Origin of the sequence: Celerinatantimonas diazotrophica (genome assembly GCF_004339545.1) — a bacterium.
Classification (GTDB): Bacteria; Pseudomonadota; Gammaproteobacteria; order Enterobacterales; family Celerinatantimonadaceae; genus Celerinatantimonas; species Celerinatantimonas diazotrophica.
Window position 1 is genome coordinate 1 of sequence record NZ_SMGD01000016.1, and the last position, 14839, is coordinate 14839.

Genomic DNA, 14839 nt, shown 5'->3' on the forward strand with positions numbered 1-14839 from the left:
GGGGTTTCCCCATGTGAAAGTAGGTCACTGCCAGGCTTCGAATTGAGCCCCATCCGTTGGATGGGGCTTTTTTTATGGGTGGGATTTTGTCCCTGTCCCGGATTGCTGTTGATTGACGGGACACTGCCTGGTGTTCCCTCGTGTCTATCTTCCAGCGCTCATTCTGCTCTCTCTTATTGGCCAAAGCATGTTCTGTGCTTTATCGAACCGCTTGAAATAATACCTTGGGGGTGACTTCCACCTGAACTCGATGGCTGACACACTCTATTTTGGGAAGGGATGTCGGTGATTATTCCATTTCACTTTTTTATTACGTTACGCACTCAGCTAAATTTGTATCCACTATCTAATTGCTTTTGCTCCTATTTACTACCGAATTTTTATATAATTATGTTCAATACATGTGTCATTAAATATCGGTTGTAAAGTAGTGGTTGAGAGTTATCAGTCGTTATATCAGCGTGCTGCTGAACGAAAGGGATCGATTGAGGCTTTGGAGAAGTTACTATCTAAGCCTCGAACTAATGATGAGCTTATGGCAATAGATGATTCTGCCTGGCTAGAAGAGTTTACCCGGAAAATTTTTCAAAGTGGCTTTTATTGGTCTGTCGTTGATGCCAAATGGGCTGGATTTCAAGAAGTGTTTTGGCATTTTTCAATCGAAAAATTATTGTTAATGCCACCGGAAATGCTCGAGCGTAAAGCCAGTGACCCACGGATCATTCGTAACTTTAAGAAGGTGAAGACAATTAGAGATAATTGTTTAATGATCCACGATATTGCGCAAAAACATGGTAGTTTTAGTACATTTATAGCAAATTTTCCTAGTGAAGATATTGTGCAGTTATGGAATGAGTTAAAAATCCATGGAGCGCGTCTTGGCGGTAATACGGGCGCTTATGCGTTGCGTGCAATGGGTAAAGATACGTTTGTATTATCGCGAGATATTGAAGGCTATTGTCGTGCTTGTGACGTAATTGACGGTGGTCTACATAGCAAACGCTCTCATTTGGCTATTCAGGCGATGTTTCTTCAATTTCAGGAACAAAGCGGTCGATCTTATCAGGAGCTCAGTCAGCTCGTTGCTTATAGCTTTGGTGACAATATAGTGGGCTGGCAGAACTAAAACCCGATTTACGGGTCTTACCTTGAACTCAATTACTGTTAAAATAAAAAATTATTTTACATCTCTTTATGGATCTTATTTAAATTACCATGCATATCGTTCAAATTCTTATCCTAGCCATTGTGCAAGGGATTGCTGAGCTGTTGCCTGTTTCAAGCTCTGCACATGTTATTCTTGCTGAAAAATTAATGGGATTAGATCCCACTGCCCCGGCCATGACTTTATTACTCGTGATGCTACATACTGGGACGATGTTTGCGGTGATCGTGTACTTTTGGAAAAGTTGGAAGAAAACCTATTTTCAATCTACGCAACAATTTTTCTTGAATTTAAGTCGGCTCATTATTGCCACTTTTGCAACAGGTGTTATTGGTCTTGCTTTTTTATTGGGCGCTAAAAAATTGATGGCCCATTCATCCCCTCATTTTGAGATTGAACAGTTATTTGGCAATTTACATTTAATTGCAGCCTCACTGGCGGCTGTCGGTGTACTGATTATTATTTCTTCCTTAAAACAAAAACACCAACACAATGATATTAGTGCAACTCATTCATTGATTATTGGTATTGTTCAGGGTTTATGTTTACCTTTTCGTGGTTTTTCTCGATCAGGGGCAACAATTTCAACCAGTTTGTTACTGGGGGTGAACCGTCAGCGAGCCGAAGAGTTTAGCTTTGCGTTAGCGGTGATCCTAACGCCTGTTGTGATTGCTAAAGAAGGGTATCGGATATTTAAATACGATTCTTCAGCAGTTGCTGCCGGAACTCATCATCTAAGTATTTCATTAGGGCATGCTTTTGGTATGGGGTTGTTAGGTATGGTCTTTAGTTTTTTAGCCGGTCTTGCGGCGATGCGCTGGCTTTCTAGCTGGCTGGAAAATGGTCGCTGGCATTGGTTTGGCTGCTATTGCATTGTGGTCAGTGCACTAGTTTTCACATTTAGTTAATTATTAAATATAAGCGCTTGATTGTCGCGTGTTAAGCGCCAGTTATATGATTTTTAGTAAACTCTTCTTCATCAATTCATAACCAATATGGCGATTTTTTGACCTCTTGAATCGCCATCTCCACCTTTGTCATAAAAGCTCTCTTTAGATAGTCTAAACTCAAATTAGGTCTCCGATTTTCGCCCCGGAGTCGACGAAAACTTGTGCTTTATTACAAACCATGGTGTAGTCATAAAAGACTTAAGCAAAAGCTGATGATCTCTGCCATAGACGGAGGGCCCTTATGGGAAGGAAGACAGTCTCTACGAAGTTATATATCCTCGATACAAATGTCCTTTTGCATGATCCTCTTGCTGTATACCAATTTCAAGAACACGATGTTGTTATTCCTATGACGGTTCTTGAAGAGTTGGATCGCATTAAGGATCGCCATAAAGATGTGAGTCGAGATGCTCGTGTCGCTATTCGTACACTAGAAAATATTTTCGTTGATGCCTCACCTGAAATGATTCAGGACGGTTTGCCGTTGGCCAATGCAACGGAACAACATGCCAGTGGAAAGATAGCAATATTTGCCGATCATACGTTGGATCAGCAGGCGAAAAGTTTTACTGCTGATGAGCCCGATAACCGTATTATTAATACCGCTTTGTATTTGCAAAAGCTGCATGAGCCGCGCTCGGTGGTGCTAGTTACCAAAGATATTAATATGCGTCTGAAAGCCAAAGGAGCAGGGTTGGCAGGTGTTGAGGATTATCGTTCCGATCAGTTAATTGACGATATTCAGTTTTTAGCTAAAGGTTTTAATCATCTTGAAGGGAGTTTTTGGGGACGGGTGAATGATTGTGAAAGTGTCAGTGAAGGACGAGATACTTACCATAAAATTTCAGCTGACTTGCTCGAAGGGGCATATATCAACCAATATATTATTGATGACACGCAGAGCTTTGCCGCGCGGGTCATCAACCAGAATGAGACTGAAATTACTCTACAGGATTTAGGCTATGAACGCTTAATGGGGCGTTGTGCTTGGGGCGTTCACCCCAAGAATATTTATCAGGCTATGGCACTTGATGCATTACTTGACCCAGATATTGAACTAGTGATCCTTACCGGCCCCGCTGGATGTGGTAAAACGCTGCTAGCAATGGCCAGTGCGCTTGAGTTGGTCATCGAAAGAGGCATTTACAGTAAAGTGATTGTCACTCGTAATACTCCGGAAATTGCAGAATCGATCGGTTTTTTGCCGGGTTCCGAAGAGGAGAAAATGATGCCGTGGTTGGCTGCGGTAACCGATACTTTAGAAGTACTTCACAGACAAGATGAGTCAATGGACGGTTCTTTGCACTATATTATGGATAAAGCCAATATCCAGTTTAAATCAGTAAACTTTATGCGTGGACGCAGCATTCAGAATTCTTTTGTATTTTTAGATGAGTGCCAAAACTTAACAGCGTCACAGTTAAAAACGATTATTACTCGCTGTGGTGAGGGAACCAAGCTTGTATGCTGCGGTAACTTATCTCAGATTGATAGTAACTATTTAACGGCTGTGACATCCGGTTTAACCTACATCGTCGAGCGGTTTAAGAACTTTGAAGGTAGCGCAAATGTTTATCTGAACGGCGTAGTACGCAGTCGTCTTGCGTCCTTTGCTGAAAGTGAACTTTAACTTGCATGTGATAGGAGAGAACCAATGGTTGTTAGTGCAGAGATGGAGAAACGCTCGTTTATTCGGATGATGGTCGATTCCCCCGTTCAAGTGCGTTTTGCCAATATTGAATCCTATGGGCGATGTCATGACTTAAGTGCCAGTGGTATGGGAATTATGTTTAAAGAAACCCAACTACAACTAGGCGATCAAGTGACGCTTGAATTGAAACCAGGCCGTCCAGGGGTGCTCGCTTTACAAGCGCAAGGCCGTGTTGTGCATTTGCAGCCAGATCCGGAGGGAATCTTAGTCGGAGTTGCGTTCTCAAAAGTTGATTAAAACTTGTTTTAGGATTAGACAAAAGCTGAGCCTAAGGTTCAGCTTCCTATTGTACGGTTTTCTGATTGACTGGCAGTGTTTTAAAATAGTGACTCTTAATGTAGCGTAAAGTACCTTGAGATACCTTGCCTACTGGCATAATAGCAGGTCCAGTCGGATCCAATACTAACCAAGGTTGTTGCTTGATATGAATGGTTTGCTCATCGCCATTTGCGCCTAATTGAATGGCTAGGAAAGCATGCCCAGGAATATAAACGAATGCTGTTTTGAGCTTCGGCTGGGCTTTGAGTAAAATTGCTGCCAACAAAGTCGCTTTGCTATCACAATCGCCCATATTATTACGCAAGACCTGAATCGGTGTCATAAAACCGGCTCCTCGATATTGTCCTTTTGTTTGCAGCCTGTTGTATGGAATGCTTTGAATAAATGCCAATAGTGCATTGAGCTGTTTTTTTAACTTAGCATTTGAATTGGGTTGCGTGGTTTTTGGGAAAAAATAGGTGGCAAAATCTTCCAGATAGGGAGCACTTTCCTGAGCTAGTTTGGGGTGATCGGGTATAATGCCAGATTCCCCAGATGGCATCTTCAACAGGCGCATACGGTGATCGGCCAAATATTCAGCATAGCGTTTTCTATAAATGCTATTGAGTTGTTGGTTTAGGTCCTGTCGTTCAGATTGACTACGGGTGCGTATTTTCCAGCTTAACCGTGTCGCATAAGCCGTTATATCGATAATCGCTTTTTTGGGATCTTGCTTTTTCGCCAGTTCTTGCATACCTCGAGCGATAAATGCAAGAGCGTCATGAGTTCTGAAGGCGGTAAAAAAGCTTAAGTTTCTGGGATATTGCTGCAAGTCGAAGGTTGCTTGCTGTGGTTGATTGCCCCCCGTTTGCCAAACGTAGCTTAATTTTGCGCCAACACGGTGAAATGATAGCTGTTTGGCACTGACTGGAATCGTCAGCCCAAAGAGGATCAGCGCTATTATGAGCGCTGATCCTATTATTGGATTGAGTGGCTTAGGCAGTTTTAGAAATCCGCAGTTTTTCCTTTTCTTTGGCAATCGTTTCGGCCCGATGAATATTATTTAATACATGCACAAATGCTTTGGCAGAGGCCTGAACAATGTCGGTTGCCAGTCCCATCCCATGGAAAGTGCGCCCTTGATATTTCGCTACTATATCGGCTTTGCCTAAAGCATCTTTAATATCTGACTTCTGGTTCCCTTTGCCACCACCGGCCGCTTTAATTGAATAATCGTCAATCGTGATGGCATATCCCGTCATTCGACTCAGACAATGATACGCAGCATCGATAGGGCCGTTACCTGTGGCAGCCTCCGTCATAACATCCTCACCACAGCGCAGTTTAACGGTTGCGGTAGAGACGACTTCAGAACCTGATTGAGCACTTAAATATTCCAGCTTGAAGAAGTCTTCATCTTGCCGTTGGTTATTAAAAAACACTAATGCTTCTAAATCATAGTCAAAGACTTGACCTTTGCGGTCCGCCAGTTCCAGAAAACTTTGGTAAAGCTCATCTAAGTTATAGTCACTTTCACTATAGCCCAGTTCGTTCATGCGGTGCTTAATGACATGTCGACCTGAACGAGAAGTCAGGTTCAACACGTTTTTGGGCAGTCCAATGCTGTCGGGAGTCATAATCTCATAGGTATTTTGACTTTTTAACATCCCATCTTGGTGGATCCCAGATGAATGAGAAAATGCATTTGAGCCGACAATTGCTTTGTTCGGTTGAACGGGCATATTACATAAACGGCTGACCAGTTGACTGGTGCGATAGATTTCCTGCGAGTTGATATTGGTTTTTACATTCAGTTGTGTGCTGCGAGTTTGAATGGCCATGGCAACTTCTTCGAGTGAAGTGTTGCCTGCGCGTTCACCAATACCGTTAATCGTACATTCAATTTGTCGAGCGCCCTGTGTCACTGCTGTCAGTGAGTTTGCGACCGACATCCCCAAATCATCATGGCAATGTACCGAGATAATCGCTTGGTCAATATTCGGAACACGGTTGAACAACTGATTGACAATATTGCCGAATTCACTTGGGAATGTATAACCTACGGTATCCGGGATATTGACAGTGGTTGCACCAGCTTTAATGGCTGCTTCTACCATACGGCACAAATTGTCTATGGGTGTTCGTCCTGCATCTTCACAGGAAAACTCAACATCATCGGTATATTGGCGGGCGTGTTTAACTGCTCTAATGCCCATCTCCATGACATCATCAAAACTGCGACGCAGTTTACTCTGGACATGGACGTCGGAAGTTGAGATGAAGGTATGGATGCGGAATGCCTCAGCAACCTGCAATGCTTTTGCTGCTGCATCAATGTCGGCAGGCAAGGCGCGAGAAAGCGCACAAACTCGGCTATTTTTTACTTCTCGAGCAATGGTTTGTACGGATTCAAAATCACCTGGTGAGGAGATCGGAAATCCAACCTCCATAACATCAACACCCAATTTTTCTAGAGCCAGAGCAATTTGTAACTTCTCTTTAACGGTCAGACTTGCTGCTAAGGCCTGTTCTCCATCTCGTAAAGTTGTGTCAAAAATGATTACCTGGTCAGTCATGGGGCGATCCTTTTCGTTTTAAAAGTATTCAGTTATAAAAAAACCCGCTGTTAAATAGCGGGTTAATGATGTTTCAGTGTGAACTAATCAATCAATATACCCGCTCTCAAGCCTAGTAGGTTTAAGCCTGATAATCGTAAGATAAGCTGTAAAGTCCATAATGATTGCATCATTCCCATCCTCAAAAACCGGAAATATGGTTAAATCTTCACCGGAATAATAGTGAGTATACTATCTTTTTTAAATATTCCAATATATAAAATAAAAAAGATATAAAAAATCCAATACAGTTAAAAGTTAGCAATAAATAATCTTTTTTAAAGTTAAATTTGATGTTTTTATTCTTTTGATATTTAATTTGCTATATCTATAGCGTGAACGTGTTAATGTGGTTCACATAAACGATTAAAACAACAAAATAGAACACAATGAAGAGCCTGGAGGCTGGCATGGAGAAGTTATCTGGCGCCGAAATGGTCGTCCGATCGCTACAGGATCAAGGGGTTAAGCATATTTTTGGCTACCCGGGAGGTTCTGTACTTGATATTTATGATGCCTTGTTTGATAACTCAGATATTGAACATGTGCTGGTGCGTCATGAGCAGGCTGCTGTGCATATGGCAGATGGGTATGCGCGTTCAACCGGAGAAGTCGGGACCGTGCTAGTAACCTCTGGCCCAGGGGCAACGAATACCATTACTGGGATCGCAACCGCATATATGGACTCGATTCCGCTGGTTATTTTATCCGGTCAAGTGGCAACCTCTCTGATTGGTGATGATGCGTTTCAGGAAACCGATATGGTTGGGGTGTCCAGACCTGTCGTCAAGCATAGCTTTTTGGTGAAGAATGCAGCCGATATTCCAACTATTATTAAAAAAGCTTATTACATTGCATCGACTGGACGTCCTGGGCCAGTGGTTGTTGATTTACCGAAGGATGTGCAGAATCCGCAGAATAAATTTCCTTATCAGTATCCGAAGTCAATCAGTCTGCGTTCGTACAATCCAACCGTAAAAGGACACCCGAGACAGGTTAAAAAAGCACTGCGCGCCTTGCTTAAAGCTAAGCGCCCTGTTTTGTACATTGGTGGCGGGGCTATTTTAGCGAATGCCTCCGAGGCTGTGCGCGATTTAGCTCATCAGATTAATCTGCCTGTGACCTCAACGTTGATGGGACTCGGTGCCTTTGCCGGAGATGATCCACAATTTCTGGGAATGCTTGGAATGCATGGCACTTATGAGGCGAATCTTGCCATGCATCATAGTGATCTGATTTTTGCTATCGGGGCGCGTTTTGATGATCGTGTAACGAATAATGTCACGAAGTTTTGTCCTGATGCCACGGTTATCCATATCGATATCGACCCAACGTCTATCTCTAAAACGATTGCTGCAGATATTCCAATTGTTGGAACCGTGGATGCAGTCTTAGCACAAATGCAAGAGTTAATGGCATCACAAGAGCTGCCTGAGGCCGAGAATCTTGCTTCGTGGTGGCAACAAATTGAGCAGTGGCGGGCCAGAAAGTGTTTAGAATACACCACCAAAGATGGCGTCATTAAGCCCCAGCAGGTGATTGAAGCACTGTATCGTGCAACTGACGGAGATGCGTATGTGGCATCGGATGTAGGCCAACACCAAATGTTCACCGCTCTTTATTATCCATTTAGCAAGCCGCGGCGCTGGATTAACTCCGGAGGACTTGGCACGATGGGCTTTGGTTTGCCGGCTGCCATTGGCGTTAAGTTTGCTCATCCTGAAGCCACGGTTGTTTGTGTGACTGGTGATGGCTCAATTCAGATGAATATTCAGGAACTTTCAACGTGTATGCAATATCATATTCCGGTGATTATTGTGTCGTTGAATAATCGCTCTCTGGGGATGGTTAAACAGTGGCAAAAGATGTTTTACGGCGGCCGACAATCTCAGTCATATATGGAGTCAGTGCCTGATTTTGTCAAACTTGCACAAGCCTATGGCCATCTGGGAATTCAGGTTAACTCACCAGATCAGCTCGATGAGGCATTTAAATGGGCATTGTCTAACCGTGACCGGGTTGTGTTTATGGATATTATGGTGGACCCTGATGAACATGTCTATCCAATGCAGATAAAAACGGGAACGATGCAAGATATGTGGCTGAGCAAAACGGAGAGAACCTGATGCGGCGAATAATATCTATTTTAATTGAAAACGAGGCGGGTTCGTTGTCTCGAGTTGTGGGGTTATTTTCCCAGCGAGGTTATAACATTGACTCCTTAACTGTCGCTGTAACAGATGATCCAACCCTGTCACGTATGACAATTACCACTTTTGGTGATGAGCGGATGATCGAACAGATCACCAAACAACTGCATAAATTGGTCGATGTTCTAAAGGTCTCTGAATTAACTGACAGTGCCTATATTGAACGTGAGATTGCATTGATTAAAGTGCAGACACAAGGTGCGATGCGCGCCGAGGTCATGCGTTTAAGTGAGATCTTTCGCGGGCAGATTGTGAACGTCACGTCGAGTGAATATGTTTTGCAAATAACCGGTGATGGGCCAAAGGTGGATGCTTGTATTCGAACGTTAGCTGAACTAACAACCGTGCTTGAAGTGGTACGAAGCGGAACCTGTGGGATCAGTCGTAGCGATAAAATGCTCTATATCTAATATCTAGATAGATTTTGAGTGATATAAAAAGCCAGCGTTTTGCTGGCTTTTTAGATTAACTGAGGGTGAATTGTTGCAGAGCAAGTGGCAATAAATTGAGCGCTAATGTCATTGATTTACCCTATCTAAATACTTTTCATGTTCATTTGGATTATTGAATATTAGCTCTGAATTAGCATGTCAGCGCTTGAGTCTATGAGTGGCGATTGCGCGATTGGCGAGGTAAAAGTTAGATGTAAGAATAAGCCCCGCCTAGGCGGGGCTGCGAGTGTAACGTTACATCCCGTCGAGTAGCTGAGGTAAAAAGAGTGATATTTGTGGTATGTATGTGATGAGTCCTAAAAATCCCAGCAGCAGAGCTAGCCAAGGCAGACAGGCGCGAATCACCCAACCAATACTGTTACCGGTTATCCCTGCTGTAACAAATAAATTGAGCCCAACCGGTGGGGTTAACATGCCGATTTCCATATTTACCACCATAATGATCCCAAGGTGAATCGGATCAATCCCTAGGTGGGTTGCGATAGGGAAAAGAATTGGAGCCATAATCAGCAAAATAGCAGAAGGTTCCATGAAGTTCCCTGCTATTAGCAGCAGAATATTCATTACGAGCAGAAATCCCCAAGCAGGTAAGCCTAGTGAGACAATCGTTTCTGCAATTGAGTGAGGGATCCGTTCACTGGTTAGTACATGGGCAAATAACATTGCATTGGCAATAATAAATAGCAGCATAATGCTGACTTTTGCAGCATCTTTGACGACATGTGCAACCTCTTTGTGCCAAATTGATTCGATCATTGATTTAGGCAATAAGTAGAGGTTACGAATCGTTGCTGTGGAAAGTTTCTCATTTTCTTTGCGCCAAGGAACGCCCTTGAGAGGGCCAATATCTCGATACCCAAAGATAGCGATAAAAAATGCATAGACAGCTGCGACCGAGGCCGCTTCTGTGGGGCTTGCTATCCCACCATAAATAGAGCCAAGGACGATCACGATTAACATGAGTCCACCGATGGCTCGGAACATTGAGTGGAACCAGCACCGGATCCCGGGAAAAGGCTGAGCAGGTAGTTTTTTCACCCGAGCAACGATGTAAATCGCTACCATCAGAATTAATCCCATTAATGTTCCAGGGATAAAACCTGCCATAAACATTCGTGATGCAGACACCTCTGTGGCGGCCGAATACACGAGCATCACAATTGAGGGTGGAATGAGAATCCCTAAGGTCCCGGCATTGGCAATCACCCCAGCAGCTAAAGATTTGGGGTAGCCCGCTTTGACCATTCCGGCGATAACAATTGAGCCAATGGCTGCAACGGTTGCTGGACTAGAGCCTGAAACTGCGGCAAAAAGCATACAAGCCATTACTGACGCCATCGCGAGTCCGCCACGAATATGGCCGACACTATCCATCGCAAAATTAATCAGTCGTCTAGCTACACCACCAGTGGATAAGAAAGCCGACGAGAGAATAAAGAAAGGAATCGCGAGCAGAGTGTAGTGTTCAGATGTTGCTTCAAATAATTTAAGTGAAATCGATGCTAATGAGTCATTGGAAAACAACAAAATAGTAGTCATGCTGGCAAACCCTAGCGCAATGGCGATGGGCATTCCCATTAGCATACATAACAACAACAATACAAATAAGGTGAGAGTTGTCATGATTATTTCTCCCCGGGTGATTCATCATCAACAAGGTGCATGCTGTCGCGCCCCTCGTCTGCTAGGACAAAGCCATCTTGTTTACCGGTAATGACTGCCCAGCCTAGTTGTGCAAAGCGAATGGCTAATAGCACAAACCCAATCATTAAAACACTCATGGCTTTCCATTTGGTCAACGGAACATCATCCATTTCAATTCCGATCTTGGCCATCTTAGAGAGATAAACCCAGCTTCCCTGAATGAATAGTGCACAGTAAATCAAACATAATACGATAGCGATCAATGTGATAATCCGACGCTGACGGCTGGGGAGTAGTTTCACAAAGGCATCGACCCCAATATGAGCACCTTCTCGAATCCCCCAAGAGGCACCTAGTAATACCATCCAGGCTGAGAGATAGAGAGTGACTTCTTGGGCCCATTCAATCCCTGTGTTAAAACCAAACCGCAGTATCACCTCAACAAACACCAAAAGCGTCATTGCAATAAGCAAGGTTCCGATTAGGCGTTCTTCAAAGTGATGAAGCCAGTTGATTAGTTTCATGGGTGCTCTCCTTGTCGGAAGATCTGGCCACCAAGGTGGCCAGAGAGGGTTACTTATTGATTAGATTGGACGGCAGAGTTGATCAGATCCTGACCGATCTCTTTAGAGAATTTTTTCCAGACCGGCTTCATTGCTTCCACCCATTGCTGACGCTCAGCAGCAGTGAGTTCAATGACTTTGCTGCGGCCAGAGTCAATGATAGCTTGTCTATCACTGCGTGCTTTTTGGGCGGCAATTTTATTGCCATAGGCGATAGCTTCGTCCAGTGACTTTTTAAGCTCTGTGCGAACATCATCAGGTAGACCCGTCCAGAATTCGGTGCTGGTGACTACTAAGTAGTCTAAAAGTCCGTGGTTGGTTTCGGTGATGTAGGGCTGGACTTCATAGAATTTTTTAGAGTAGATGTTTGACCAGGTGTTTTCCTGACCGTCAATCGCGCGGGTTTGCAGCAGTGTGAATACTTCTGAGAACGGTTTTTTGATCGGTATCGCACCTACCTGTTCAAATTGCGCTTGTAAGACATCCGATGACATGATTCGGAACTTCAGCCCACGTGCATCTTCTGGGACTTTGAGCATCTTATCGGCTGATAACTGTTTGAGTCCATTGTGTAAGTATCCTAGGCCAATGAGCCCTTTCGATTTAAGCGAATTTAGTAGTTGCTGTCCATCAGGGCCTTGTTGGAAGCGATCCACTGCCGCCATATCTTTAAAGAGAAATGGCAGATCAAAAATTTGGAGTTTACTCGTGTAGCGTTCAAACTTGGACAGTGATGGCGCAGCCATCTGTACATCGCCGAGCAGCATAGCTTCGAGAACTTTGTTATCGCCAAATAACTGAGCGTTTGGGAAGACTTCTACTTTCACTTTCCCTGCTAACCGTTCATTGACTAGATCGCGAAACTTAATTGCCATTTGCCCTTTGGGGGTGTTTTCTGCCACAACATGTGAAAATTTTAGTTCAATAGGTGCGGCCATAAGCTGTGTGCTCAACAGCAATGTTGCTCCAGCGAGAATGCTTAGTGTCGATTTGAGTAGAGTCATGGTTGTGTCCTTATTAATCCATGTAAGGTAGACAACCTAATACAGCAATTGCTGTACCAATTTTTTTACAATTTTTTAACGATATGTTTTTATTGTAATAAATGTTTCAAAAGGACTTTTTTAGAAGGTTTATGCTAGGAATTTTGGGAAGAAAGCGACTCATTGCTCTTTATAAATGGGGGGATTTCCCCCCATTTATAAACGCTAATCTGCACGACTCATAAATTTTCGCTCACTGGTATTGATGCGAACTTTTTCACCATTTGAGATATATTCAGGAACCTGTACGACCAGCCCCGTGGCAAAATGCGCAGGCTTCGTTCGAGCGCTAGCTGAAGCACCTTTAATGGAAGGTGAGGTTTCTTCAATCACGAGTTCAACTGATGCAGGTAGTTCAATTGCCACACCTTTGCCATCAACCGTTAAGACTTGTAATCCCTGGGTTTGTTCGGTGATAAATAATAATTCATCGGCAATGCTATCATGGCTGAATATATACTGGCTGAAGTCTTCATTATCCATAAAGACATATTCTTCGCCATCAATGTAAGAGAAGCTCACCGCCCGGCGACTGACATCAACATCATCTAAAAGGTCATCCCCTTTAAATCGTTCTTCAACTTTCAGTCCACTTGCCAAGTCAGTGAATCGAACTTTATATAGTGTTGATGCACCGCGAGCGCTAGGGCTAGAAACATCAATGTCTTTGACCAGTAACACTTTACCTTTATAAAGGACAGCCGCCCCTTTTTTTAACTCGTTTGCTTTTGGCACAATCCGTTCCTCATTCATAAAATTGTCCACACATTAGCACAATAGAACCGACTCCAGCATGATCTTGGAATGTCTCTCAAATTGGCTAAAGCTCAGGAATAGGCCGCTATATTAACGCGCCAAAGGGATTTGGGCACTGATATTTAATCATCTTTAAAATCTTGCTTATCCAGTTGGTATTTACGCATTTTTTCATAAAGGGTTTTGCGTCCCATGTTGAGATCTTCCTGCACTGCTTTAAGGTTGCCTTGATGACGAGTCAGGGCATCTTGCAGCAATGTTTTTTCAAAACGGGCGAGCTGTTCGCTGAGGCTTAAATTAGCACCTTGTTGTTCAGCCGATGAAATTTGCTTAAGGGCATCCTCGCCCATCAGTACTAAACGTTCAGCAAGGTTGCGCAGCTCTCTCACGTTACCAGGCCAGTCGTATCCTGCTAGCTCGGTTAAGACTGTTTTGGATAAGCTGGGTGGCTCCAGTTGATAACGTGAGCAGGCGACTTTGATAAAATTTTCCCAAAGTAGTGGGATATCTTCACGACGTTCGCGAAGTGGTGGAATTTCAATTGTGACGACATTGAGCCGATAATAGAGATCGCGGCGGAACCAACCTTCATCACTTGCGGCTTTGAGATCGCATTTTGTTGCAGCAACGATCCGGATATTAAGCGCGACCGTTTGATTCGAGCCTAATGGTTCGACACTACGTTCTTCGAGAACTCGCAATAATTTGATTTGTAGTGGCATCGGCATACTTTCAATTTCATCTAAAAAGAGAGTCCCTCCATCTGCATAAGCAATTTTGCCAATTCGTTTTTTATTGGCGCCGGTAAATGCTCCAGCTTCAAATCCAAACAGTTCACTTTCGATCATCGTTTCAGGAATAGCACCGCAGTTAATGGCGACAAAGTTAGCCTGACGGCGGTTGCTATGATCATGCAAAAAGCGAGCAATAAGTTCTTTGCCGCTGCCTGTCTCACCATGAATCAAAACATCTGCGGGCATATCCTTAATTTGTGTGAGTATTTTGCGAAGATGGACCATCGATGCCGATATACCTAAAATTCGCGGGCCTGGGCTACTTTGTGCTTCGATCTCTTGGCGAAGTGAGCGGTTTTCTTGGGTAAGTTGGCGTTTTTCTGCCGCGCGGGCGACAACTTCCAGCAAATGATCACTGGAAAATGGTTTTTCTAGAAAATCATAGGCTCCATCTCGCATGGCTTGCACAGCTGTTGAGATGTCACCATGACCAGTTAGCAAGATGATCGGTAAGTCAGCATCAATAGCTAAAGCACGATGCATAAAGGTTAGACCATCCATTTGTGGCATATTGATATCTGTAATAATAACCCCCGGCCAGTCGCTATCGAGATTTTTTAAGGCGGTTACAGCACTTGAAAAGCTCTGGCAGGGGAAATCTTCAATCATTAGTGTCTGGCCTAACGAGCGTAGAATATCCGGATCATCATCTATTAACATCACCGGTATACTCATTTT

At 43.7% G+C, this 14839-nt stretch carries 13 protein-coding genes; 6 read left to right on the forward strand and 7 right to left on the reverse strand.

Annotation, left to right across the window (positions count from 1 at the left end):
- Nucleotides 1-535: 535 nt before the first annotated feature.
- From EV690_RS14705 to EV690_RS14720, 4 genes are all read left to right on the forward strand, one after another.
- Nucleotides 536-1126, forward strand: coding sequence for a DNA-3-methyladenine glycosylase I (locus EV690_RS14705; protein WP_233458714.1), 591 nt, complete (start codon nucleotides 536-538; stop codon nucleotides 1124-1126).
- Between the two features lie 89 nt (nucleotides 1127-1215).
- Nucleotides 1216-2073 (forward strand): undecaprenyl-diphosphate phosphatase, encoded by an 858-nt coding sequence (locus EV690_RS14710; RefSeq protein ID WP_131913777.1) that lies wholly within the window; start codon nucleotides 1216-1218, stop codon nucleotides 2071-2073.
- 283 nt (nucleotides 2074-2356) lie between these two features.
- On the forward strand, nucleotides 2357-3745 hold the full coding sequence (locus tag EV690_RS14715) for a PhoH family protein (RefSeq protein WP_131913778.1): 1389 nt from the start codon (nucleotides 2357-2359) through the stop codon (nucleotides 3743-3745).
- Nucleotides 3746-3769: 24 nt separating this feature from the next.
- Entirely contained in the window at nucleotides 3770-4063 is a 294-nt protein-coding gene (locus EV690_RS14720; protein WP_131913779.1) for a PilZ domain-containing protein, read from the forward strand.
- Nucleotides 4064-4109: 46 nt separating this feature from the next.
- Here the strand turns inward: EV690_RS14720 and EV690_RS14725 are convergent, their stop codons facing one another.
- On the reverse strand, nucleotides 4110-5123 hold the full coding sequence (locus EV690_RS14725; protein WP_131913780.1) for a hypothetical protein: 1014 nt from the start codon (nucleotides 5121-5123) through the stop codon (nucleotides 4110-4112).
- Complete coding sequence (gene leuA, locus EV690_RS14730; protein ID WP_131913781.1) at nucleotides 5080-6660, reverse strand: 2-isopropylmalate synthase; 1581 nt, start codon at nucleotides 6658-6660, stop codon at nucleotides 5080-5082. Before leuA ends, EV690_RS14725 begins: the two co-directional genes overlap by 44 nt.
- Nucleotides 6661-7109: 449 nt before the next feature.
- On the opposite strand from leuA, the gene EV690_RS14735 reads away from it, so the two are divergent.
- Entirely contained in the window at nucleotides 7110-8825 is a 1716-nt protein-coding gene (locus tag EV690_RS14735; protein WP_131913782.1) for an acetolactate synthase 3 large subunit, read from the forward strand.
- Entirely contained in the window at nucleotides 8825-9319 is a 495-nt protein-coding gene (gene ilvN, locus EV690_RS14740) for an acetolactate synthase small subunit (protein ID WP_165872771.1), read from the forward strand. Before EV690_RS14735 ends, ilvN begins: the two co-directional genes overlap by 1 nt.
- 276 nt (nucleotides 9320-9595) lie before the next feature.
- Here ilvN and EV690_RS14745 read toward each other — a convergent pair whose 3' ends face one another.
- The 5 genes from EV690_RS14745 to EV690_RS14765 all read right to left on the reverse strand — a co-directional run bounded on the left by EV690_RS14745 (nucleotide 9596) and on the right by EV690_RS14765 (nucleotide 14836).
- Nucleotides 9596-10984 carry a TRAP transporter large permease gene (locus tag EV690_RS14745; protein ID WP_131913784.1) on the reverse strand — a complete coding sequence of 463 codons (1389 nt, stop codon included), beginning with the start codon at nucleotides 10982-10984 and terminating at the stop codon, nucleotides 9596-9598.
- Nucleotides 10985-10986: 2 nt separating this feature from the next.
- Entirely contained in the window at nucleotides 10987-11529 is a 543-nt protein-coding gene (locus EV690_RS14750; RefSeq protein ID WP_131913785.1) for a TRAP transporter small permease, read from the reverse strand.
- Between the two features lie 53 nt (nucleotides 11530-11582).
- Nucleotides 11583-12572: a TRAP transporter substrate-binding protein gene (locus EV690_RS14755; RefSeq protein WP_131913786.1), complete on the reverse strand. Its 990-nt coding sequence runs from the start codon at nucleotides 12570-12572 to the stop codon at nucleotides 11583-11585.
- A 204-nt stretch (nucleotides 12573-12776) separates the two neighbouring features.
- Complete coding sequence (gene efpL / locus EV690_RS14760; RefSeq protein ID WP_131913948.1) at nucleotides 12777-13346, reverse strand: elongation factor P-like protein EfpL; 570 nt, start codon at nucleotides 13344-13346, stop codon at nucleotides 12777-12779.
- 143 nt (nucleotides 13347-13489) lie between these two features.
- Nucleotides 13490-14836 (reverse strand): sigma-54-dependent transcriptional regulator, encoded by a 1347-nt coding sequence (locus tag EV690_RS14765; RefSeq protein ID WP_131913787.1) that lies wholly within the window; start codon nucleotides 14834-14836, stop codon nucleotides 13490-13492.
- Nucleotides 14837-14839 lie beyond the last annotated feature (3 nt).